This is a genomic window from Comamonas sp. C11 (assembly GCF_024496285.1).
Lineage (GTDB): Bacteria > Pseudomonadota > Gammaproteobacteria > Burkholderiales > Burkholderiaceae_C > Comamonas > Comamonas testosteroni_F.
Genome location: NZ_CP101743.1, coordinates 3,972,097 through 3,993,207, shown reverse-complemented (window position 1 = coordinate 3,993,207; position 21,111 = coordinate 3,972,097). Strand labels below are relative to the sequence as shown.

The 21,111-nt window shown below is 61.4% G+C and carries 20 protein-coding genes; 10 read left to right on the top strand and 10 right to left on the bottom strand.

The window, feature by feature from the left end; all coding sequences use genetic code 11:
• Positions 1-46 precede the first annotated feature (46 nt).
• Positions 47-1,243: a M20 aminoacylase family protein gene (locus NOX35_RS18275; protein WP_182283573.1), complete on the bottom strand. Its 1,197-nt coding sequence runs from the start codon at positions 1,241-1,243 to the stop codon at positions 47-49.
• A gap of 337 nt (positions 1,244-1,580) precedes the next feature.
• Here NOX35_RS18275 and NOX35_RS18270 point away from each other — a divergent pair, with 337 nt between their 5' ends.
• On the top strand, positions 1,581-2,600 hold the full coding sequence (locus NOX35_RS18270; protein WP_182283572.1) for a DHH family phosphoesterase: 1,020 nt from the start codon (positions 1,581-1,583) through the stop codon (positions 2,598-2,600).
• A gap of 53 nt (positions 2,601-2,653) precedes the next feature.
• Here the strand turns inward: NOX35_RS18270 and NOX35_RS18265 are convergent, their stop codons facing one another.
• Positions 2,654-3,421 carry a pseudouridine synthase gene (locus NOX35_RS18265; RefSeq protein WP_182283571.1) on the bottom strand — a complete coding sequence of 256 codons (768 nt, stop codon included), beginning with the start codon at positions 3,419-3,421 and terminating at the stop codon, positions 2,654-2,656.
• A 198-nt stretch (positions 3,422-3,619) separates the two neighbouring features.
• On the opposite strand from NOX35_RS18265, the gene rarD reads away from it, so the two are divergent.
• Positions 3,620-4,510 (top strand): EamA family transporter RarD, encoded by an 891-nt coding sequence (gene rarD / locus NOX35_RS18260; RefSeq protein ID WP_256496942.1) that lies wholly within the window; start codon positions 3,620-3,622, stop codon positions 4,508-4,510.
• Between the two features lie 81 nt (positions 4,511-4,591).
• Positions 4,592-5,587, top strand: coding sequence for a diaminopimelate dehydrogenase (locus NOX35_RS18255; protein ID WP_182283570.1), 996 nt, complete (start codon positions 4,592-4,594; stop codon positions 5,585-5,587).
• 92 nt (positions 5,588-5,679) lie between these two features.
• Here the strand turns inward: NOX35_RS18255 and NOX35_RS18250 are convergent, their stop codons facing one another.
• The gene (locus tag NOX35_RS18250) at positions 5,680-6,984 is read right to left on the bottom strand and encodes an MFS transporter (RefSeq protein ID WP_256494235.1); all 1,305 of its coding nucleotides are present in this window, start codon (positions 6,982-6,984) and stop codon (positions 5,680-5,682) included.
• Positions 6,985-7,329: 345 nt separating this feature from the next.
• Here NOX35_RS18250 and NOX35_RS18245 point away from each other — a divergent pair, with 345 nt between their 5' ends.
• Entirely contained in the window at positions 7,330-7,677 is a 348-nt protein-coding gene (locus NOX35_RS18245) for a hypothetical protein (protein ID WP_182283568.1), read from the top strand.
• Between the two features lie 438 nt (positions 7,678-8,115).
• Here the strand turns inward: NOX35_RS18245 and NOX35_RS18240 are convergent, their stop codons facing one another.
• On the bottom strand, positions 8,116-8,937 hold the full coding sequence (locus tag NOX35_RS18240) for an META and DUF4377 domain-containing protein (RefSeq protein ID WP_182283567.1): 822 nt from the start codon (positions 8,935-8,937) through the stop codon (positions 8,116-8,118).
• A gap of 436 nt (positions 8,938-9,373) precedes the next feature.
• On the opposite strand from NOX35_RS18240, the gene NOX35_RS18235 reads away from it, so the two are divergent.
• A complete protein-coding gene (locus tag NOX35_RS18235; RefSeq protein WP_256496941.1) occupies positions 9,374-9,832 on the top strand; it encodes a DUF2242 domain-containing protein in 459 nt (152 codons plus the stop codon).
• A 113-nt stretch (positions 9,833-9,945) separates the two neighbouring features.
• Here NOX35_RS18235 and NOX35_RS18230 read toward each other — a convergent pair whose 3' ends face one another.
• From NOX35_RS18230 to NOX35_RS18210, 5 genes are all read right to left on the bottom strand, one after another.
• Positions 9,946-10,827: a M23 family metallopeptidase gene (locus NOX35_RS18230; RefSeq protein ID WP_256494233.1), complete on the bottom strand. Its 882-nt coding sequence runs from the start codon at positions 10,825-10,827 to the stop codon at positions 9,946-9,948.
• A 115-nt stretch (positions 10,828-10,942) separates the two neighbouring features.
• Positions 10,943-11,569: an FMN-binding negative transcriptional regulator gene (locus NOX35_RS18225; protein WP_256494232.1), complete on the bottom strand. Its 627-nt coding sequence runs from the start codon at positions 11,567-11,569 to the stop codon at positions 10,943-10,945.
• Positions 11,570-11,697: 128 nt separating this feature from the next.
• Positions 11,698-13,521, bottom strand: a complete 1,824-nt coding sequence (locus tag NOX35_RS18220) for a DUF3300 domain-containing protein (RefSeq protein ID WP_256494230.1) — start codon at positions 13,519-13,521, stop codon at positions 11,698-11,700.
• A 325-nt stretch (positions 13,522-13,846) separates the two neighbouring features.
• Positions 13,847-15,268, bottom strand: coding sequence for a YdgA family protein (locus NOX35_RS18215; protein ID WP_182283562.1), 1,422 nt, complete (start codon positions 15,266-15,268; stop codon positions 13,847-13,849).
• A 312-nt stretch (positions 15,269-15,580) separates the two neighbouring features.
• Positions 15,581-17,398 (bottom strand): glutamine--tRNA ligase/YqeY domain fusion protein, encoded by a 1,818-nt coding sequence (locus NOX35_RS18210; protein ID WP_182283561.1) that lies wholly within the window; start codon positions 17,396-17,398, stop codon positions 15,581-15,583.
• A gap of 226 nt (positions 17,399-17,624) precedes the next feature.
• Here NOX35_RS18210 and NOX35_RS18205 point away from each other — a divergent pair, with 226 nt between their 5' ends.
• From NOX35_RS18205 to NOX35_RS18185, 5 genes are all read left to right on the top strand, one after another.
• Positions 17,625-17,957: a hypothetical protein gene (locus NOX35_RS18205; RefSeq protein WP_182287256.1), complete on the top strand. Its 333-nt coding sequence runs from the start codon at positions 17,625-17,627 to the stop codon at positions 17,955-17,957.
• Between the two features lie 134 nt (positions 17,958-18,091).
• Positions 18,092-18,535, top strand: a complete 444-nt coding sequence (aroQ, locus tag NOX35_RS18200; protein ID WP_256494229.1) for a type II 3-dehydroquinate dehydratase — start codon at positions 18,092-18,094, stop codon at positions 18,533-18,535.
• A complete protein-coding gene (locus NOX35_RS18195; protein WP_256494228.1) occupies positions 18,529-19,467 on the top strand; it encodes an alpha/beta fold hydrolase in 939 nt (312 codons plus the stop codon). The genes aroQ and NOX35_RS18195 overlap by 7 nt, the downstream gene beginning before the upstream one ends.
• Entirely contained in the window at positions 19,464-19,874 is a 411-nt protein-coding gene (gene arfB / locus NOX35_RS18190) for an alternative ribosome rescue aminoacyl-tRNA hydrolase ArfB (protein ID WP_182283558.1), read from the top strand. The genes NOX35_RS18195 and arfB overlap by 4 nt, the downstream gene beginning before the upstream one ends.
• A gap of 197 nt (positions 19,875-20,071) precedes the next feature.
• Positions 20,072-20,764, top strand: coding sequence for an alpha/beta hydrolase (locus NOX35_RS18185; protein WP_182283557.1), 693 nt, complete (start codon positions 20,072-20,074; stop codon positions 20,762-20,764).
• Here the strand turns inward: NOX35_RS18185 and NOX35_RS18180 are convergent.
• A complete protein-coding gene (locus NOX35_RS18180; protein WP_003077588.1) occupies positions 20,758-21,090 on the bottom strand; it encodes an SMR family transporter in 333 nt (110 codons plus the stop codon). The two genes, NOX35_RS18185 and NOX35_RS18180, sit on opposite strands and share 7 nt — an antisense overlap.
• Positions 21,091-21,111: the final 21 nt, after the last annotated feature.

Sequence of the window (21,111 nt, the reverse complement as noted above, 5' to 3'; positions counted from 1 at the left end):
CTGGTTGAGGGCTATCAGCCATGAATAGCGTAGTTCTTGGCTGTTGTCAGGCGGCCGGCTGCTCAAAATAGCGACGTGCCAGCAGATCCCAGAACCTGGAGCCGCGTCCGATGTTGTCATCGTTGAAGTCGTAGGCCGGATTGTGCAGGCTCACGCCGGGCTGGTCGCCCTTGGCATTGCCAATCCAGCCGTAGGCGCCGGGGACGGCCTCCAGCATGAAGCCGAAGTCTTCGGAGGTCATGGCGGGCAGCACATCGTCAAAGGCGTTGTCATCACCGACCACTTCACGCATCACGGCGGCCATGAACTTGGCTTCGCGGGCGTGGTTGGTGGTGTTGGGGTAGGCGCCGGGGCGCAGCGTGAATTCGGCCTTGCACAGATGGGCGGCTGCCACATGGCTGCTGATGCGCTTGAGGCCTTCGACAAACATCTCGCGCGTTTCCTTCTTCAGGGTGCGCACGGTGCCGGCGATGATGGCGTCATCGGGAATGATGTTTTCCACGGTGCCGCTGGTGATCTTGCCCACGGTGAGCACGGCCGAATCCAGGGGGTCGGTGCTGCGCGAGACCAGGGTCTGCAACTGGCTGACGATGGCACAGGCCACGGGAATCGGGTCCAGCGTGGTGTGGGGCATGGCCGCATGGCCGCCCTTGCCGTGGACCCTGATCTGAAAGCGCAGGGTGGAGGCCATGATGGGGCCAACGCGAACGGCCATCTGGCCGGCCGGCAGCGAGGGCCAGTTGTGCAGCGCAAACACGGCTTCGCAGGGGAATTTGTCGAACAGGCCATCGTCCATCATGGCCTTGGCGCCAGCGCCTCCTTCTTCGGCTGGCTGGAAGATCAGGTGTACCGTGCCGTCAAAGTCGGGCTGCTGAGCCAGGGTGGTGGCGGCTCCCAGCAGCATGGTGGTGTGGCCGTCGTGGCCGCAGGCATGCATGCGGCCCTTGTTCTGGCTGATGTGCCCGAAGGTGTTGATTTCCGTGACGGGCAGGGCATCCATGTCGGCGCGGATGCCGATGCTGCGGCCGGGGTTGTCCTTGCTGCGGCCCTTGCCGTAGATGCTGGCGACAATGCCAGTCTGGCCCAGGCCACGATGCACGGTCAGGCCCAGGGCTGTGAGGTATGCGGCGACCTTGTCGCCGGTGCGGTGCTCTTCGTATTTGAGCTCAGGATTGGCGTGCAGGTCGCGGCGAAAACTGAGCAGCGTACCGAGGTGAGGAGTGATATCGGGTGTAGATCGCATACAGGGGCCGCGGAGCACCCAGCGCTGTAACTGTCGTGGCAGGCAAGCGTTGCGGGCCTGCCGGTGACCGCAGCATTTCAATAGCAAGACCCCCATCATAGGCGTATGCGAAGAGTGGGGGCTTAGGTAGATACCGAAATCAGGGATTTCAGCGCTTGTGCTAACCGGGAAAAAAGCAAGCGGTGACTTACCAGGCGTGAGACCTCTTGCGGGCGGCCGGATGAGCTCTGCTGGCCGTGTCTGGCAGGGCAAAATATCTGGCAGATGCAGTCAGCCGTGAAACCGCAATGCCCCGTGCGTCGCCTCGTTCCGGCGCAACCGGCGAAAATGCCGGGTTATGACCGCACAGAACGCCAAAATTTCCCTGTTCCAGCAGTTGCTGGTGCGCCCCGATCGCAACGATCCCAACCCTCTCATCCTCTACCATGGCCGTCGCTGCCCCGACGGCTTCGGCGCGGCGCTGGCGGCCTGGCTGTTCTATGAAGGTCAGGCCGAGTTTCGTGGTCTGGATCACGGCGAGATTCAGACGGCCGACGACCTGGGCGATCTGACCGGTCGCGCCGTCTATGTACTGGACTTTGCCTTCGAACCCACGCTGATGGCCGAGATCGAGTCGCGCGTGGCCAAGCTCGTGGTGCTGGACCATCACAAGAGCGCAGCCGAGAAACTCAGCGGCTACCAATGCCAATGCGGCGTGGTGCATTTCGATATGAGCAAGTCCGGCGCCCGTCTGGCCTGGGAGTTTTTCCAGGCCGACAAGCCCGTTCCCGGCCTGATTCGCTACATCGAGGACCGCGATATCTGGAAATGGGAATTCCCCGAAAGCGCGGCGTTTCTCGCGGCTTTGGATATGGAGCCCGTGCGCAGCTTTGAGCGCTGGGCCGAGATTGCGGCATTCACGCCCGAGCAGGAAACCGTCTACATGGCCCGTGGCGGCGCCATGGACGAGAAATTCCAGAAGCTTTGTGCCGATATTGCCGACGGCGCCCAGGTGCTGATCTTCAACGGCATGCAGGGCCTGATGGTCAACTGCCCGGGCATGTTCCACAGCCAGGTGGGTGATTTGCTGGCGCGCCAGAGTGGTAGCTTTGCCCTCATGTGGCATGCCAATCACAAGGGCACCAAGGTGGGCCTGCGCTCGCGCTCGGAGTTCAATTGCATTCCTCTGGCCGAGAGCTTTGGAGGCGGCGGTCACGCCCAGGCCTGTGGCTTCAAGATGGGCAATGAGCGCCTGGTGGAGTTGCTGCAGGGCGAGCTCAAGGCCGACCCCGAAGCGCAGTACGATTTCCTGGCCGCTCCCAGCCTGCAGTTTGACGAAGAGGGCAAGTGGATTCGCGAAACGCCCAAGTCTGCGTAATTCCAGAAAATCATAGCTGCCAGCGCTTGAGACACAAGCGCTGGCAGCTATTTTTATACTATGGATTGCCAGCCCGGCAGCGCCAGCAGCTTTTGCCAGTCCCGCGCTTCCTGCAGCTGAGTCAGGCTGGGCCAGTCGGCCTCGAAGCGCATGGGCTGTCCGCTCACGGGGTGGGCAATCTCCAGCGCTCTGGCATGCAGCCATAGTCGTTGCTGACCCAGGCGCTCGGCCCACCAGCGGTTCAGCGGACCCTTGCCGTGGGTGGCGTCGCCGATGATGGGGTGGGCCACATGCTTGAGGTGGCGGCGGATCTGGTGTCTGCGGCCCGTGGTGGGCAGGGCTTCGACCAGGCTGATGCGGGTCTCGGGGTGTCGGCCGTCATAGCTTTCGGGCCAGGACAGGCGTGCCAGACAGCGCAAGCGCGTGTGCGCCTCCTGAACCGGGGCATCCTCGGGAGCATCGTCGGGCTTGAGGGGATGATCGACTTCCAACGCTTCGGGCAGCCAGCCGCGCACCAGGGCCCGATATTCCTTGCGGGTCTCATGGGCTGCAAAGCGGGCCGCCAGGGCCTGGGCGGCTTCCTTGTGCAACGCCATGACCAGCACGCCGCAAGTGCCCTTGTCCAGCCGGTGCACGGGCCAGACATGGCGGCCCAACTGGTCGCGCAGCGTCTGCATGACAAAGCGGGTCTCGTGCGCATCCAGGCCCGTGCGATGCACCAGCCAGCCAGCGGGTTTGTAGACCACGACCATATGCTCATCCTGCCAGAGTATGTGCAAAGGCGGTTTGGCAGAGCCGTCGGGCAGGGCGGTATCGGGCATGTGGAAGGCAGACAGAAGAGGGCGAGCCGCACTCTAGCGCACAGTGCAAAGCTTTGCTGACCAGGGTCTGCCTGCCGACAGGCTGCTTCGTGGCCGAGAATCGGTGCGGGCCGCTATACGTCGGCTCAATTTCTTGAGGTGCCAGCGCTTGACGGAAAAATGCTGGCAGCCATTTGGAGGCTTGATTTTGTGTCTGTGATGTTCAAGGGCGTGGTGGTTTCGGTACTCGCGTCCGTGCTTTTCGCCTCGCTGTATTACCTCTCGCCTTTTCTCGCTCCGCTCGATGGCGAGCAGATCTTTGGCTGGCGCGTGCTGGTGACGCTGCCCTTTACCACGGCTTTGCTGTTCGTCCTCCAGGAGGTGGTGGCGGTACGTACCTTGCTGGCGCGAGCTCTGGCCCAGCCCCGGTTTGGAATGCTGCTGGTGCTGAGCTCGGCGCTGCTGGGCGTGCAGCTATGGATTTTCATGTGGGCACCCATGAACGGGCGTGCGTTGCCAGTGTCGCTGGGCTATTTTCTGTTGCCGCTGGTGATGGTCGTGGCCGGGCGTGTGCTGTTTGCCGAGCGTCTGACGCTGGGCCAGAGCCTGGCTACGCTCTTGGCGGCAGCGGGAGTGGCACATGAGTTCTGGCAGGCCGGCGGCATGTCCTGGGAGACCTGGGTGGTGGCTCTGGGCTACACGGTGTATTTCTCACTGCGCCGCTGGCTGCAGACCGATACCCTGGCCGGTCACTGGATAGACATGGCGCTGCTGGTTCCGGTGGCCATTGCCTTCACGCTGCGCACGCCCGACAGTTGGCCGCTGGTGGCGGGTCATCCGACGCTATGGGGCCTGCTGCCCTTGCTGGGTATCGTCAGCGCCGTGGCGCTGGCACTGTACATGATTGCCAGTCGCTGGCTGCCGCTGGGCCTGTTCGGTCTGCTGTCCTATGTGGAGCCGGTCCTGCTGGTCGTGGTGGCCTGGCTGCTGGGCGAGAGCATGGAGCCGCAGCAGCAACTGAGCTATGCGCTGATCTTTGCCGCCGTGGGCCTGCTGATCGGCGACGGCTTGCGGCATTCATGGCGTGGGCGTTCACACACATCGGACTGAGATTGCTGCAGTTTCAGCCCCAAGTTGGTGCATCACAGGGCAATAATTGAAGTTTTGTTTTGTTTGAAGGAATAGCTCGTCATGGCATTGACCCCATCCCCTATCCGCGTTGCTATCGTCGGTTACGGCAATCTGGGCCGCGGCGTGGAAGCTGCTGTCGCCAAGAACCCCGATATGCAGCTCAAGGGGATTTACACCCGTCGCGACCCTTCCCAGCTCCAGCCCCTGAATGCAGGTACGCCTGTGCATTCCATGGATGTTTTGCTGTCGCACAAAGGTCAGGTCGATGTGCTGATTCTCTGCGGCGGCTCCAAGGACGATTTGCCCAGGCAGGCGCCCGAACTGGCGGCCCATTTCAATCTGGTCGACAGCTTTGACACCCATGCCCGCATCCCCGAACACTTTGCCAATGTGGACAAGGCAGCTCAGGGAGGGCAGTGCACGGCCCTGATCTCGGCCGGCTGGGACCCCGGCATGTTCTCCATCAACCGCGTGCTGGGTGAAGCCCTGCTGCCTGACGGTGCTACCTACACCTTCTGGGGCAAGGGCCTGAGCCAGGGCCATTCCGACGCTATCCGCCGCGTGGAAGGCGTGGCCGGCGGCGTGCAGTACACCATCCCCGTGGAAGAGGCCGTCAACAAGGTGCGCTCCGGCGTGCGTCCCGAGCTGTCCACCCGCGAGAAGCACCAGCGTGAATGCCATGTGGTGCTCAAGGATGGCGCCGACGCCGAAGTCGTGCGCAAGACCATTGTGGAAATGCCTCACTACTTCGACCAGTACGACACCACGGTCCACTTCATCAGTGCCCAAGAGCTGGCCCGCGATCACTCTTCCATGCCCCATGGTGGCTTTGTGATCCGCAGCGGCAATACCAGTGCCGAGAGCAAGCAGGTCATCGAATACCGCCTGCAACTGGACAGCAACCCCGAGTTCACTTCCAGCGTGCTTGTGGCCTATGCCCGCGCCGTGCATCGCCTGGCCCAGGCCGGCCAGCATGGCTGCAAGACCGTGTTTGACGTGGCCCCTGGACTGCTCTCGCCCAAGAGCGCTGAACAACTGCGTGCAGAGCTGCTGTAAATCAGTCGCCATCAGCAAAAAGCCTCGCAGGGTCTGCGAGGCTTTTTTGGTGCCGAAACGGGCTGCAGCGCCAATTGCCCGATTGTCGGCGGCTATTGATTTGCAAGTGGTTGCGAGGGCTCGAGGCCGCTCACGCGTGCCGCATCTTCGAGCCTGTCCACGTCGCGCAGTGGTTTGAACAGCGTCATCCAGCCGCCCACCACGCCCAGCGTGCACAGACTGCCCAGAATGGCTGCGGGAACTGCGCCGAACCAGGAGGCGCTGCTGCCTGCGCGGAACTCGCCGAGCTCGTTGGACGAGCCGATGAACAGCATGTTCACCGCATTCACGCGGCCGCGCATATGGTCGGGCGTGGAAAACTGCACCAATGCGCCGCGAATGTAGACGCTGACCATATCGGCTGCGCCGGCCACGGCCAGAGCCAGCATGGACAGCACAAACCAGTGCGAGAGCGCAAACACCAGATTGGCCAGTCCGAACACTGCTACGGCGGCAAACATCACCTTGCCCACGCGGCGGTTGATGGGGCGTGATGCCAGCCACAGGCCCATGCAGACCTCTCCCGCAGCCATGGAGGAGCGCAGCAGGCCCAGGCCTTGCGGGCCTACCTGAAGCACCTCGTGCGCATAGACGGGCAGCAGGGCCACAACGCCGCCCAGCAGCACAGCAAACAGATCGAGCGAAATGGTGCCAAGGATGATGGGGCGGGTGCGCATGAAATGCAGGCCTTCGGCAAAGCGTTGCCACATGGTGGTTTGCACGTCAGTGACGATCCTGGGGCTGGCAAAGTGCACTGGAACTTGGCTCAGCAGGCCTGCGCCCAGAAGCAGAGCGACGCCGCAGACCGCATAGGTCAGCACGCCGCCGCCGAGCGCATACAGCAGGCCACCCAGCACGGGAGCGGCAATCGCCGAGATACGCATCAGCATGCTGTTGGTGGCCAGGGCCTGGGCCAGTTGCTCGCGCGCTACGATCTGCGGCAACAGGCTTTGCAGCGCCGGACCGCTGAAGGCGCGACTGCAGCCAAACAGCACCAGCACTGCATAAATCCAGTGCACATTGTGCGTGCCGCTCTCGGCCAGCAGCCAGAGCAGGCCTGAGCAGACTGCGGCCACCAGCCAGCTGATACCGAGCAGGCGCTTGCGGCTCATGCGGTCGCTGAGATCGCCAGCGGGAATCAGCAGACCAGCCATGGGCAGGAACTGCGCCAGCCCCACATAGGCCAGAGACAGCGGCTCGCGCGTGATGTCATACACCTGCCAGGCCACCACCACGGCCTGCATCTGCTGGGCAAACATGGCAAGCATGCGTGCCAGCACGAAATTGACAAAAGCGGGATCGCGCAATGGCGGGGTGGTGGAGGCCTGAGGCGCTGTAGAGGTGACGGGGGTGGACAAGATGAGATCAGTGAGTGCGGCTTGGGGAGGCGGGAGTTGGCCTGGGCCGACTTCCTGCCTTGGCGACCTGAAATGTCAGAGGGCCGAGTATGCGCGATCGCCCTGTTTTCTGCAGTGCCTGTGCCCGTTCTGGGCATTCACTTCTGTTGCGGTTCATATCCGGCAAGCAGGCTGCGGATTGACCTTCACGCCATGCAGGAGAGAAGCCTTGTTTGTCAAAAAATGTTTACCGACGAAGGCATGAGTCACTTTCCCACACGCAAAGAAACGGCTGCGATTCATCATAGCTTCACACAAATGGTTTTGCGTTATGAATAGCAAATCTTTCTCTCAAGGAGTCACATCATGTCCATGCTTTCGATGCAATACGCAGGAACTCTTCTGGGCCGCGAAGCAGTCATTGAATTCCCGGACAGCCAGGCCCAAGTCCGCTACACCACCAGCGGTCAGATGCGTTGGCGCGTGGTGGACTCGCAAGGGCATATTTCCGAGGGCTGCGAGAACCTCAGCTATCTGCAACTCAGCGACCACCTGCATTTCTTGAACTGGATCGAGAAAACCGGCTTCACGGTCAGCCAGGTCATAGACTCGGCCAAGGGCACGGTTCAGGCTTTCTGGTCCTACGCTGACAACCAGTGTGAAAGCGGCCATCGTTCCTCCATGTTTGTGGAAGGCCGCTTCCGTCTGCGTTGAATCTGTCGGCTCTTGTCCAGGGCATGGAGCGGGGGTAAGAGCCAACTCAATGATTTGTGTGTGTGAGGTCAGTGACTTTCCTCTCTTGCCGACATCCGAAAGGTGTCGGCTTTTTTCTCCGTGAAACATCGCTGGCTCAACCATCCCTGCGTATTTTTTGATCGCAGGGCCAGAAGTCAATGCCTGTGCGGCCTGGCCCTGTTTTCCCGAGGCTTGTCCACAGGCGGCTCCACAGACGCTGGGCATAACCTGCAATCCTGTTTTCCGAACTGCTGCGTTCACAAAACATTCCCTAAGTGGTTATTGCCAAAAGAAAATCATCCTCTGGCAACGAATCCGATTGATGGAGCATGGTGCGTGAAACATCGGCATTGAATGTACGCATGAAAATAGAAAAAGCCGGCACCTGGGCCGGCTTTTCAATGCCTGAGCGCTCGCTTACTTGCGCTTGTCAGCGATGGCCGAGGACACCACCATGTCCAGTACATAGACATAGCTTGAAGCATCGGCGGGTACATTCTGGCGCTTGAAGCGGTTGATGCGAAGCACATTGCTCACACCGACTTCGTGCTTGTAGCCTTCAATCTCGCTGTAGAAGTTCTCCCACTGGCCGGTATAGGTCTTGACGCCATTGTCGCCGTAGCGGATCTCGCGCACCTGCAGACACTGATGGCGGCCTGCACCAGCACTACAGGCCTTGCGTTCGGGACCGACCTCGAGAAATATACGTTCGGGCGCGCTGCCGTATTGGGTCTGGGCCGTGGGCTTGCCGTTGAGCTGCCAGCGCGTGCCATCAATGAACTGCAGCGTCAGGCGAGGCTGTTCGGTGGTGGAGCCGCCGAGCTGCACATTCCACTGCTTGGCCGTAGGCAGAATACGCGCTACCTTCTGCTCCAGCATCATCAGCTGGTTGTCATTGCAGGCACGCAGGGTGCTCATGCCGCGCTGCAGATTGATGCGCTGGCCTTCAACGGTGTAAGCCGACGAGATGACGTTGCACAGATTCTTGACGACGACGCGCTGGTCCACGAAGTCCAGTTCGATAGGGGCCTGGCTGGAACTCAGAAACCAGCTCTGGTCCTCGTTGCCGGCTGGCGTGAAGGCCTCCTGCAATTTCCAGTGATAGGCGGTCAGCGACGCGGCATCGCCTGCGGGGCCTGTAGGGCCGGGCTTGCTTGCACCGCCGCCGCTTGTCGTACCGCAGGCGGCAAGCGTCATGGAAGCAACAAGGGGAAGGCACCAGGTCCAGCGAAATTTCATAGGGTTTCCTTAAGGTGGAATAGAGGAATACGGCAAACCGTGTCAGCAGAAATAGAGTCTCGCTGACCTTATCAGTTCCCTGCGGGTTTTATCTGACCTTAACCCAACGTTGCTGTTGTTTTGCGCTTCGACAGCCTCAGAGTGTCAACAAATGCTGCACGCTGACGGGCGTAGAAATCAGATATGCCTTTCGGGCGTGAAGCCCCTGTAAAGATCGAAAAAATCCGTACGACTAGACAGCGCTTCGTCAAATTAGTCTTTGCCAAGCTGCTACGCTTCAAAGGTTCGGGCTATGAAGAAACTATGGCCCAGGCATCAAGGAGTTTTTGTGCGCTTAGGTGGTGTTGCTTTGTTTGGGCTGAATTGGGGGCGGCTGGGTTCTGTGGGCATATTGGCAGGTTTGCTGGGGGCCTGCTCGGCAACTGCACCTCAGCATATGCCGGTACAGGAGACTTTCGACTCCAGTTCCACGTTCTCCCGCGGCTTTGAGGCGACACCGGCACAGACCTGCGAGGCTGCGCGCCGCGCCTTGTTGAGTCAGGGCTATATCGCCACGGCCAGGACGCAGGAGCTGATCGAAGGACGCAAGAACTTCCAGCCCAATACGGAGACCAATCTGGAAATCAATTTCCGCGTGGTCTGCGTGCCGCAGACCAGCGACGGCTTGGTCAGCCTGGGCTTTGCGACGGCGCTGCAGGATCGCTATTCGCTCAAGAAGAGCGCAACCTCGGCCAGCGTGGGCGTGAGCGCTCTGGGTTCGCTGTCTCTGCCGTTTTCTTCCAGCAACGATTCGCTGGTCAAGGTAGGCAGCGAGACCATTTCCAAACGCAGCTTCTACGACAGTTTCTTTGAGTTGGTGGAAAACTATCTGAAGCAGGATCAGGATGCTCCATAGCTTTTGAGCAAACCAGTTTGTAGCGCTTGGTAGGTGGGCGCTTGTGATTCTGATCTGGTAGCAGGAACTAAAAAGCGGCTCGTGGAGCCGCTTTTTTCGTCTTCGAGATCCGTTCAGATGAACAGCGCCGGGTCCACCATGGCTCGGTTCAGCATCACGCTCCAGTGCAGGTGGGGGCCGGTCACTCGGCCTGTGGCTCCGACCTTGCAAAAGGCATCGCCCGTCTGCAACTGGTCGCCCGGCTTGCAGTCAACCTGGCTCAGGTGGCAGTACATGGTGAGCAGGCCGCCGCCATGGTCCAGCCAGACCGTGCCGCCATTGAAGAAATAGTCGCCCACATCAATCACCTTGCCGGGAAGCGGTGCACGCACCGGCGTTCCGGTGGGAGCGGCAATGTCCATGCCGCTGTGCGGATTGCGCGACTGGCCGTTGAAGACGCGGCGCAGGCCGAAGCTGCTGGAGCGGCGACCCGGCACCGGCACGCGCATATGCAGGCTGCCGGAAGGCGGCGGCTCGGTGAAGGTGGCCATCACGGTCTTCAGGTGGGCGGCCTCGCGTTCGTAGCGGGCATTGTCTTCGGCAGACAGGTCCACCGTCTTGGGCGAGACCGTGAGACGCTGCTCAACATACTGTTTGTCGCGTACCGTATAGCTCATGGTGCGCAAGCGGCCGTCGGTCTTCACGCCAATGCTTTGTTCACCCGGTGTGGTTGCAAGCGGTATGCCCACGAGCGCGGTCCACTCGATCATGTCGCCCACCACCAGAACCTCGGCCTCTGCGGCCGTGGCCAGGGGGCGTGCAGAAGCCGGCCCCAGCGACAGACGTGCGACGCCGCCGGGAACCCTGCTGTCCTGCGGCCAGAGCGCGCTGTCCGAGGTAGCGCTGCGTGCAGCCCAGGCGGGTGCGGCGGCAAACAGCGCCGATTGCGCCATCCATTGCAGCAGGCGGCGGCGTTCGGGCGGGAGGGAAGGGCTGGAAAGATTTTCGGTTGGCATGGTGCTTATCGGGTTTTGCAGGCATTGTGCTGTATTGCTATCGATAGCGGAGCTAAAGGTGATACAGGCATGAGAGCTTTACGTATGCCTATGCCTTGCAGGTCGGCAGCAGCGATCAGGGCAGGCGCATGTTCCGGGCCAGATCCAGCTGCCCAAGCTGCTCCAGGGCCTGCACTGCACCGAGCCGGTCGCGCTGCAGCTTGTTCTGGCTCAGCTTGAACTTGGCTTCCAGGTGGTCGACGGTAATCTCCAGGCCCACGATGGCGCCGAGCATGCGCTGCAGATAGTCGGGCGGAGCGTCGCTCATTTTCCACGGGGCCTCGGCATTGTTTCGAGCCTCATGGCGGCGGGTGAGCCGACTCACCACGCCGCGCACGAACTTTTCATCATCGCGCACACGGATGCGGCCGTGCGCATGGACCACACGGTAGTTCCATGTCGGGACCTGCTCATGGTTCTCGTGCTTGCTGGGATACCAGCTGGGGGAGATATAGGCCTGCTCGGCACGGAAGATCACCAGCACGGAGCTGTCGTCCCGGACCTGCTGCCACACAGGGTTGGCACGCGCCACGTGGGCTATCAGGCGCAAGACGCCGTCCTCGTCCTGCAATAGCTCGAAAGGCAGGTGATTGGCGTCCAGCCCCACGTCGGACTGGGTGACCAGGCAGCCCAGAGGATGGGCCTGAATCAAGTCATGCAGAGGGGCAAGATCATCGATCTTGAAATGGCTGGGGTTGTACATGAAGGCTGCTGCAATGAGTGGTGCAAAAACGAATGAGCTTTTATGAGCTTGTTTATACCTGCCATGCAGGCTGCACGCTGACAAGCCGCCTGCATAGCAGGCGGCATGGTACGAAAGTGAATGGCGTTTCAGCGGTGCTCGTGATCCCCGCGCGAGCGGCCTTCGGCGTGCGCCGCTTGCATGCGAGCCTGCTGTTCGGCCTGGTGCTGCTGAGCCTGTTGCTGGCGTTGTGCCTGTTCCTGCGCCCGCTGTTGCTGCATCTGGGCCTGCTGCTGGCGCTGCTGTTGTTCACGGGCCTGCTGCTGCATTTGTTGCTGGCGCTGAGCTTGCTCCTGGGCGTGCTGCTGTTGCATCTGCTGCATCTGCTGCATCTGGGCCTGCTGCTGGCGCTGCTGTTGTTCACGGGCCTGCTGCTGCATTTGTTGCTGGCGCTGAGCTTGCTCCTGGGCGTGCTGCTGATGCTGCTGTCGTTCACGAGCCTGTTGCTGTTGCATTTGTTGCTGGCGCTGGGCTTGCTCCTGTGTGCGTTGCTGCAAGGCCTTCTCCGTCATGGCAGCCTGCATCTGCGGTGCCTGCGGTGCCTGCTGTGGATGGCGATCATGCGGGTCTTGCGAGGCATTGCCACTGGATGCGCGTGGCCCGCCTGGAGCCTGGCTGGGTCCCTGGGCAAAGCCCGATCTGCCCTGTGGCTGTGTCGCCAGGGGGCCCTGCGCCGGCTGGCCCAGGTTCAGGCCATGGCCACCGGCTGCCATGGCAGCAGCTCCGGCTGCTGCGCTCGCTGCTGCGCTCGCGGGCATCGCGCCCGGACCAGCAAGGACGCCTGCAGCCTGTGGCTGCCCGACCGGCCTGCGGTGCTCACCTGCGGCATTTTCATGGATGTTGTTGATGTAGGTGTTGTCCGTGCGATGGATGTTCTGCACCACGGTTCGCGACTGCGATATATAGGTGGTGTTGTTGTAGACCACGGCCGGACGGGCCTGTGGGGGCGGGGGACGCTCGCCGTGGCGCCAGGGCTTTTCGGGATCGCCCCAGTGCATATTCCAGGCATTCCAGCCCCAGGACGGATGCCTGTCCATGGACTCGGCCAGCACTATGCCGGCACCAAAGCCGAGAAGACCGGCCATCACAGGCACTCCAACTACGGGAGCCGGAGGCGGAACTTCCACATAGCGGTAGCCGCCATATACGGGCAGAGGCTGACCGTAGACTGCACCGGGGTCGTACTGGGGAACGTAGACAGTGTCTACCTGGGAGGGGGCGATTTCAATGAACTGCTCCGGTGGCTCTATGACCGGGTCGGGCAACGGTGTGACCACGGCTCCAGGCGTATAGGCAACGGCGGCGGGCGTGGGCGCCAGGCTGACCTTGAGCTGGCTGGAGGTCTTGAGCGTGCCGGCCTTGTAGGCCCGGCTGCGCATGACCTGTATGGCGTTCATCACATCCGAAGCATCGTTGTAATAGGCTTTGCCCAGCGCCGTGGTCCAGGGCAGGTTGGAGGCCAGCTGTTCCAGCACGTTGGGAAACTGGGTCAATGATTTGACGGAAGGGTCCCAGTTCTGGGCGTTGACGGCATGGCTCAGCGCCGTCTTCTGCAGTCCGGGGTTTTGCCCCAGCCAGGTTTCGGCGGCGCTGATCTGGTCTGGATAGGTGGCTCCGGCCAGGATCTGGGCCACCAGCTTGTCCGGGTACAGCGCAATCGGCGCCACCATCCGGTAGAGCGCGTCTGCATCGGGTGGCACATAGGCTGCGGGCTGAGGCTGGGCGGCATCGGGCGTGGCGGCAGGTGCCGAGGCTGGCTGCGCACTGTTTGCCTTGATCGGCGAATCCTTGTCGTTGCACGCGCTCAGCGCCATGGCGGCGGCCAGGGCGATCATGCCCGGATGCCAGTGGCGGGCGGCCGTGTTTGCCTGCGGTTCTGGCTGCTCAGGCCGGGTCGGGGGGGAATGCGACATCTGACGCTCCTTGCGCCGTGCCGTGCAAATCACGGTGCTTTGGCGGATGCTGTTTTAACGCCAGTGTTGAGCCGTTGTTGACAGAGTGTTGTAAGCAAATAAAGCGTGTGGCTGCAGGCCATGCTCCACGAGAGAATATAAATTTTGATAGCTTCTTTCGCAGTATGGGTAAGGCTTGAGGGCTGAAAATGCCAAAAGCTCTGGGCAAAGCATTCAGAGGGCGCTTGCTCGCCCGTATCTCCACGCTCGGGGCGATTTCTTCCCATGAAAAAGGCCTGCGCGAGGCAGGCCTTGGAGCTATCCGCGAAGCAACACGCCGGTCACATCATTCGGTCATGGTGCCCATGAGTGTGCTCGTACCCATGGCATCCAGCGGCTTGCCGTTGACCTGGAATTCACCCTTGGCATAGACGATCTCGGTGCGCATCTTGCCGTCCTTGTCTTCGAAGATGCCTTGCTCCTTGAGCATGTCCAGGCTGGCCTGAGTCTGGGCTTTGGCGGTTTCCTCGATATCTTCGGGCTTGTACTCGCTCTCGCCTTCAAACACGGCCAGCAGGCTGGAACGCCTGCGTGAGAGCATCATGTTTTCCATGAAGGGCTTGGGCATATCGGCCTTGAGGCTGACCTTCAGGTCCTGCAGCAGAGTGCCCATCTTCTCGCCATCACCCAGATATTGAATGGCTGCCGCAAACTCGCTCACGCCGTCGGGGGTGCGCATGGACAGGCGTTTGAGTTCGATCACGGGCTGGCGTGCCAGCGCCTGTGTCAGCGACTTGAGCATTTTCTCGCGCAGATCGCCGTTTTGCTGCTCGTCACTGTCTTCACCGTCCCCGGCTTCGCCAGCAGCAGCTAGCAGCGGGTTCTTGCGTTTGCTCATTTCCACGACCTGGTTGATCCAGTTGGCATCGACATTGTTGAACGCCATGTCCAGCACCAGATCGTCAGCCTGTTTGTCTTCGAGCTTGGCGGTCTTGATGCCGGTCTTGAGCGTCATTTCCACGATCTCGCCCTTGAGGATGGTGTCCGAATCCATGGTGATGCCTTCGAAGTGGCTGGCAGAGCTCTTGCCTTCCTCTTCCTGCTTGGTGGCGGCAATCTTGGCAATCGTCATGGCAAACGGGCCGGTCCAGAACTGCTGGCCCGCAGGCTGCTTCATGTCGAAGCGCATATCGGCCTTGTCCAGTGTCACGCTGCCTTCCTCGTCCTTGAACTGCAGGCCGGCAAAGTTGCCCGAGCCTTTGGCTGCCTTCATGTCGGCGGGCATGTCCCAGACGATCTTCATGCCGCCCCAGTTCATTTCGCTGTCCTTGATCTTGCTGCTCACGGCCGGCGATGTCATGACGTTGGAACTGCTGCGGCCCCAGCCGACCTTGGTGTCGACTTCCAGTGGCGAGCGGCCATTGAGCGCAGCTTTCAGCGCCGGGTCCGCGTCCTCGGGCAGATTGAAGCTGGTGTGAATCTCGGCGGCATGGCCCAGGGGCAGCGGACCATGGCTGATCTTGTGCTCGGCCGTGAACTGTACGGGCTCGTCGCCGCTGTCCAGGGTCCATACCGTTTTGGCGGTGGAAGAAAAAGCACCACGGTCATAGCTGGTGACCTGAATCTTCACGCCATGTTCGCTCCACTTGTCCAGGCCTTCGGTAAAGCTCTGCTGAAGCTTGCCGCCCATGTAGTAGCTGGTGCCCAGTGTTCCTGCCACGATCACTGCGACGGCCGCTGCAATCCCTGCTCCTGCTTTCCTGTTCATTCTTGACCTTTGATGATAATAAAAAATCCGCGAATGAATTGCGGATTGGTAATGTTGTGGTGAGCAGGATTCTAGAAAGAAAATAATGAAATGCTCTGGATTTCAGAACATTTTATGAAAATGATTTTCGGGTATTGAAAACTAATACCGCTAGTATTATTTCAATATGTAACAACCAATCCGTGGGGCTTGTTTCTTTTTCTGATTGGAAGACCTGGTTCGCTGTTTATCCTGATAAATGCCGAGATGGTTTGCCCAATAAAAAAGGCTGCCAGTGAATCCTGGCAGCCTTGCTGAGACTGGGTGGAACGTTTACTTGCCCCAGCTGTCCTTGAGTCCGGTGATCTTGTTGAACACGGGCTTGTCGCTCCGGTGATCCTTGCGGTCGGCCACGAAATAGCCAAAACGCTCGAACTGGAATTTGTCGTCAGCCTGGGCCGCCTTGAGTGAAGGCTCCACATAAGCGGTGACCACCTGCAGGCTGTCGGGGTTCAGCAGGCTCAGGAAATCCTTGCCGCCGGCATCGGGTTGCGGATCGGTGAACAGACGGTCGTACATGCGCACTTCGGCCTGCAGGCCGTCGGCCACGCCCACCCAGGTGATGGCGGCCTTGACCTTGACGCTGTCGGCACCCGGCGTGCCGCTCTTGGTGTCGGGCACCACGGTGGCCAGCACCTTGGTCACATTGCCATCGGCATCCTTTTCGGCGCCCGTGCATTCGATCACATAGCCGCCCTTGAGACGGACCTTGTTGCCGGGGAAGAGGCGCTTGTAGCCCTTGGGCGGCACTTCGGCAAAGTCTTCGCGCTCGATCCACACTTCGCGGCCAAGGGTGAAACGGCGCTCCGGCACGGTTTCACCTTCTGCCGCGTGGGGCAGGGCGGGCAGGTGGCAGTCCTCCAGATGTTCGGCACTGCCAAATACCTCGGCCCAGTTGCTGAGTTCGAGCTTGACAGGGTCCAGAACGACCATGGCGCGGTGGGCCTTGTTTTCCAGGTCTTCACGCAGGCAGCCGTCCAGCGTGCCGTAGTCGATCCAGGCGTAGTCCTTGGTCACGCCGATGCGTTCGCAGAAATTGCGGATGGACGCAGGCGTGTAGCCGCGTCGGCGCAGGCCGACCACGGTGGGCATGCGCGGGTCGTCCCAGCCCGTGACGAACTGGTTGTCCACCAGATGCTTGAGCTTGCGCTTGCTGGTGATCACATAGGTGAGGTTCAGGCGCGAGAACTCGTACTGGCGGGGCTGGGGGGCGTCAATCAGACCGCCTTCGCGCAGGTGGTTCAGCAGCCAGTCATAGAAGGGGCGCTGATCCTCGAACTCCAGCGTGCAGATGGAATGGGTGATGTGCTCGTAGGCATCCTCGATGGGGTGCGCAAAGGTATACATCGGGTAGATGCACCACTGATTGCCGGTGTTGTGGTGCTCGGCATGGCGCACGCGATAGATGGCCGGGTCGCGCAGATTGATATTGGGCGCGGCCATGTCGATCTTGGCACGCAGCACGGCGGCGCCATCGGCGAGCTTGCCATCCTTCATGTCGGCAAAGCGCTGCAGGTTTTCGGCCACGGAGCGGTCACGGAAGGGGCTGTTCACGCCGGGACGGGTGAAATCGCCGCGGTTGGCCTTCATCTCGTCGGCCGACTGCTCGTCCACATAGGCCAGACCTTGCTCGATCAGGTAGACCGCACAGCGGTACATGAAGTCGAAGTAGTTGCTGGCGAAATAGAGGTTCTCGTGCCCGTCGGCATCCTTCCAGTCAAAGCCCAGCCAGCGCACGGCATCGATGATGCCGTCCACATATTCCTGATCTTCCTTTTCCGGATTGGTGTCGTCGAAGCGCAGATGGCAGACGCCACCGAAGTCACGTGCCAGACCGAAGTTCAGGCAGATGGACTTGGCATGACCCACGTGCAGATAGCCGTTGGGCTCTGGCGGAAAGCGGGTGCGGATCTTGGCTTCGTCGACCTGGCCGCTCTGGTGATGCTGGGCATCGCCGGGCGCGCCGCCCCAGTGACGGGTGGCATAAGTGCCCTTGTCCAGATCCGATTCGATAATCTGGCGCAGGAAGTTGGTGGGCTTGACCGCTTCGGGGGCGGAGTTGTTGGATTTGGAGGCGTCAGCAGAGCTCATTGCACCATTTTAGGCCGGCTGCCATGACCTCATGCCGATCTGCGGACACTGCAGCTTTGCCTCGTGTGCATTTGGACACAATGTTTTTGAGGAACCATGCCATCCTGACGGGACTCTGAAACGTTATATCCCCAAGGGCCGAAGGCGCTGCACAGATTTGCAAGCTTGCCCCCGGTGACTCATAAACAGAGGAGAGATTGTGATGTCCAGAACAACTTCCCCCCGCATGGCCAAGCTGCTTGCTGCTGGCTCTATCGCTATTGCTGGCCTGATGGCTGCCGCAGGTGCACAGGCGCATGGCGGCGTCAGCCTGTCGGTCGGCATCGGCGTGCCCGGCGTGGCCGTGGGCGTCGGCGCTCCCGTTTACGCCACACCCTATATCGCGCCAGCCCCGGTCTATATGCCGCCGCGCCCCGTCTACTATGCGCCTCCGGCACCGGTCTACTATGCGCCGCCGCCTCCCGTGTATCGTCCCGCACCCGTGATGGTCGTGCCCGGCCCGGTCTACTACGGTGGCGGCCCGCGCTGGCGTGGTCATCACCATCATCACTATCGTTGATGGCATCGATGGCAGAGCCCTGAAAGACTCTGCACCACAGACGGCTGCTCAGGCAGCCGTTTTTTATGCCTGCAGGCCGGGTGCCGCGCTCGCATAATCCGGGGCAGTCCTCAAAAAATCAGGAGAGTGCTTCCGTGAAAACCGTCTATGTCCTCAATGGCCCGAATCTCAATCTGCTGGGCATGCGCGAACCCGCCATCTACGGCTCGGCCACGCTGGCCGATGTCCAGAAGCTCTGCGAGGAGGCTTGCGTGCGCCATGGCCTGAAGCTGGAGTTCCGCCAGAGCAACCATGAGGGCGAGCTGGTGGAATGGATTCACGAGGCAGGCCGTCTGCACGCCAAGGGGGAGTTGCAGGCCCTGATCATGAATGCCGCAGCCTATACCCATACCAGTGTGGCAATTCTCGATGCCGTCAAGGGCACGGCCGTGCCGCTGGTAGAGCTGCACATCAGCAATGTCCATGCGCGCGAGAGCTTTCGCCACCATTCCTATCTGTCGGCCACGGCGCGCGCCGTGATGTGCGGCTTTGGCGTGGCCGGCTACGGCCTGGCCATCGATGCGGTGGCGCAGTGGTGACATCGGCGCTTGAAGCAGCCTGTTCCCTGCAGCAGGCCTCGCGGGAGCTGGGCGTCGACGTGCCGGCAGCGATTGCCCGGCTGCAGGCCACGGCGCAGCGCATGCAGACTAGGCTTGGCGAAGCCGCCGACAGTGGCGCGATGATCTGGCATGGCTGGCAGCCCCCGGCGGGAGTGGCGCAGCGCGGCTTGCCGCTGGTGCTGCTGCATGGCGGCAGCGGCAGCTGGACGCATTGGTTGCGCGTAATTGAGCCGCTGACCCAGGCGGGCTATAGCCTGTGGCTGGCCGATCTGCCGGGTTTTGGCGAATCCGATGGCGTGCCCGGCGGCATGGATGTGGACACCATGCTGGAGCCTCTGGCCTATGGCATACAGCAGCTGCTGGGCAATGTCGGTACGGGCCCGGTCTGCGATCTGGTCGGTTTTTCCTTTGGTGGCATGACCGCCGGTCTGCTGGCCGCCGAGCATCCGGAGCTGGTCCGCAAGCTGGTGGTGGTCGGTGCTCCTGGCATGGGAATGACCGAAGGACGGACCGTGCGCCTGCTGGGCTGGCGCCACCTGCCGGGGCTGGAGGCACAGATGCAGGCCCATCGCCACAATATTGCGGCCCTGATGCTGCATGATGCGGCTCTGATCGACGAAGAGACGCTGGCGCTGCATGCACTCAATGTGGCTCGTGACCGGCTGCCGCGCAGGCGGCTGTCGCGCACCGATGTGCTGGCCCGAGCCCTGACCCGCGTCAAGGTGCCGGTGGCGGCGATCTATGGTGAGCATGACCCTCTGTATGCGGGGTGTCTTGCAGAGCTGCGACTGTTGATGCAGCGTCAGTGCGGGGGGGCGCTGGACTGGCAGGTGATGCGAGGCGTGGGCCATTGGGCCCCGCACGAGGACCCGACCGCCTTCTGCGCCGCGCTGCAGGAGGCTCTGTCATGAGCAATGCTGCCACCTTCGAGCTGAGCGAAGCCGATGTGCAATGGAGCGCCGTGCGCTCGCAAGGCCCTGGTGGCCAGAATGTGAACAAGGTGGCCAGCGCCGTGCATCTGCGCTTTGACATCCGAGCCTCGCGTCTGCCTGCCGATGTGCAGCAGCGCCTGCTGGCTTTGGGTGATTCGCGTATCACCACCGATGGAGTGGTGGTCATCAAGGCGCAAAAATACCGCACTCAGGAGCACAACCTGTGGGATGGGTTGCAGCGCCTCAATGCGCTGGTGGCCTCGGTGGCCAGGCCGCCGCGCACGCGCAAACCCACCAAGCCGACCTGGGGCTCGCAGCAAAGACGCCTGCAGGGCAAAAGCCTGCGCTCCGGCATCAAGGCCTTGCGCGGCCGGGTGCATGACTGAGCTTCTGTAGCGGCAAAGCCACGCTCGGCTCAGTCAGTTGTATCAAAAGGCATGTGCGTACCCCGTCGGGCCTGGTGTGGATCGGTTAGCCGGCTGCGGGTCTGCGCTATATTGTTTTTGATAGCTGCAGTCGCAGAATGCAAAGGCGCTACAGCCTGTTTACCCATAGAATTCCGTGCTGCCTTCGGGAGTTGTTCATGAGCACATTGCCTTTGACTTATCTGGAGCGGCCCGCGCAGCTTGCCGCCGGTCAGCCTGCCTGGCTGCTGGTGCTCATGCATGGCGTGGGCAGCAATGAACAGGACCTGTTTGGCCTGGTGCCCTATGTGCCGCCGCAGTTCCATGTGCTCAGTCTGCGCGCGCCCTTTGCCATGGGCATGGGCGCCTATGCCTGGTTTCAGTTCACCGTGGATGCCGATGGCACGCGCCATATCAATGTGCCGCAGGAGCAGCAGGCGCGCATCTTGCTGCAGCAGACGGTGGAGCAGGCCGCGCAGCAGCTGGACATCCCGCCCGAGCGGGTGGTGCTGGGTGGCTTCAGCCAGGGCGGAATCATGAGTCTGAGCCAGTTGCTGACGCAGCCCCAGACCTTGCGTGCCGCACTGGTCTGGCACAGCCGCCTATTGCCCGAGATCGCGTCGCTGCATGCGCCCGCTGCCGCATTCGAGGGCAAGTCGGCCTGGGTCAGCCACGGTACTTATGACAATGTGATTCCGCTGACCAGCGCCCATGCCGTGCGTGACCGCCTGGCTTCTTTGCCCCTGCAGCTGAGCTATCAAGAGTATCCGGGCGCCCATGAGATCCGGCCCGAGGAACTGCGTGCCAGCATGCAGTGGCTGCAGGATCTGACGCAGTCAGCGGATGACTTCGGGGTCGAGGGCGATCAGTGACCGGCGGTCTTTGAAAACAGATTGATCACCAGCACGCCGCCGACAATCATGGCCATGCCGGCCAGAGCGGGTGCATCAAGCTTCTGGCCTTGCCAGAAATAGGCGACGGCCGAGACCAGCACGATGCCCACGCCGGACCAGATCGCATAGGCCACGCCCGTGGGAACGGTGCGCAGCGTCAGCGACAGCAGATAGAAAGAAATTGCATAGCCCACCAGGGAAACTGCGGTAGGGCCGAGCTTGGAGAAGCCTTCCGACCTGGCGAGGAAGGAGGTGGCAATCACCTCGCAGATGATGGCCAGGCCCAGATACAGGTAATTTGTCATGCCGGGCACTGTAGTGCGGCC

Excerpts from the sequence above, each read along its gene's own strand:
- NOX35_RS18240 (WP_182283567.1), bottom strand. The coding sequence starts at position 8,937 with ATGAAATTTCGCTGGACCTGGTGCCTTCCCCTTGTTGCTTCCATGACG.
- NOX35_RS18205 (WP_182287256.1), top strand. The coding sequence starts at position 17,625 with ATGGCCAAGCTGCTTGCTGCTGGCTCTATCGCTATTGCTGGCCTGATG.
- NOX35_RS18185 (WP_182283557.1), top strand. The coding sequence starts at position 20,072 with ATGAGCACATTGCCTTTGACTTATCTGGAGCGGCCCGCGCAGCTTGCC.
- NOX35_RS18235 (WP_256496941.1), top strand. The coding sequence starts at position 9,374 with ATGCCGGTACAGGAGACTTTCGACTCCAGTTCCACGTTCTCCCGCGGC.
- NOX35_RS18225 (WP_256494232.1), bottom strand. The coding sequence starts at position 11,569 with ATGTACAACCCCAGCCATTTCAAGATCGATGATCTTGCCCCTCTGCAT.
- NOX35_RS18180 (WP_003077588.1), bottom strand. The coding sequence starts at position 21,090 with ATGACAAATTACCTGTATCTGGGCCTGGCCATCATCTGCGAGGTGATT.
- NOX35_RS18220 (WP_256494230.1), bottom strand. The coding sequence starts at position 13,521 with ATGTCGCATTCCCCCCCGACCCGGCCTGAGCAGCCAGAACCGCAGGCA.
- NOX35_RS18210 (WP_182283561.1), bottom strand. The coding sequence starts at position 17,398 with ATGAGCTCTGCTGACGCCTCCAAATCCAACAACTCCGCCCCCGAAGCG.
- NOX35_RS18255 (WP_182283570.1), top strand. The coding sequence starts at position 4,592 with ATGGCATTGACCCCATCCCCTATCCGCGTTGCTATCGTCGGTTACGGC.
- NOX35_RS18275 (WP_182283573.1), bottom strand. The coding sequence starts at position 1,243 with ATGCGATCTACACCCGATATCACTCCTCACCTCGGTACGCTGCTCAGT.
- NOX35_RS18270 (WP_182283572.1), top strand. The coding sequence starts at position 1,581 with ATGACCGCACAGAACGCCAAAATTTCCCTGTTCCAGCAGTTGCTGGTG.
- arfB (WP_182283558.1), top strand. The coding sequence starts at position 19,464 with ATGAGCAATGCTGCCACCTTCGAGCTGAGCGAAGCCGATGTGCAATGG.
- NOX35_RS18230 (WP_256494233.1), bottom strand. The coding sequence starts at position 10,827 with ATGCCAACCGAAAATCTTTCCAGCCCTTCCCTCCCGCCCGAACGCCGC.
- rarD (WP_256496942.1), top strand. The coding sequence starts at position 3,620 with ATGTTCAAGGGCGTGGTGGTTTCGGTACTCGCGTCCGTGCTTTTCGCC.
- NOX35_RS18265 (WP_182283571.1), bottom strand. The coding sequence starts at position 3,421 with ATGCCCGATACCGCCCTGCCCGACGGCTCTGCCAAACCGCCTTTGCAC.
- NOX35_RS18245 (WP_182283568.1), top strand. The coding sequence starts at position 7,330 with ATGTCCATGCTTTCGATGCAATACGCAGGAACTCTTCTGGGCCGCGAA.
- NOX35_RS18215 (WP_182283562.1), bottom strand. The coding sequence starts at position 15,268 with ATGAACAGGAAAGCAGGAGCAGGGATTGCAGCGGCCGTCGCAGTGATC.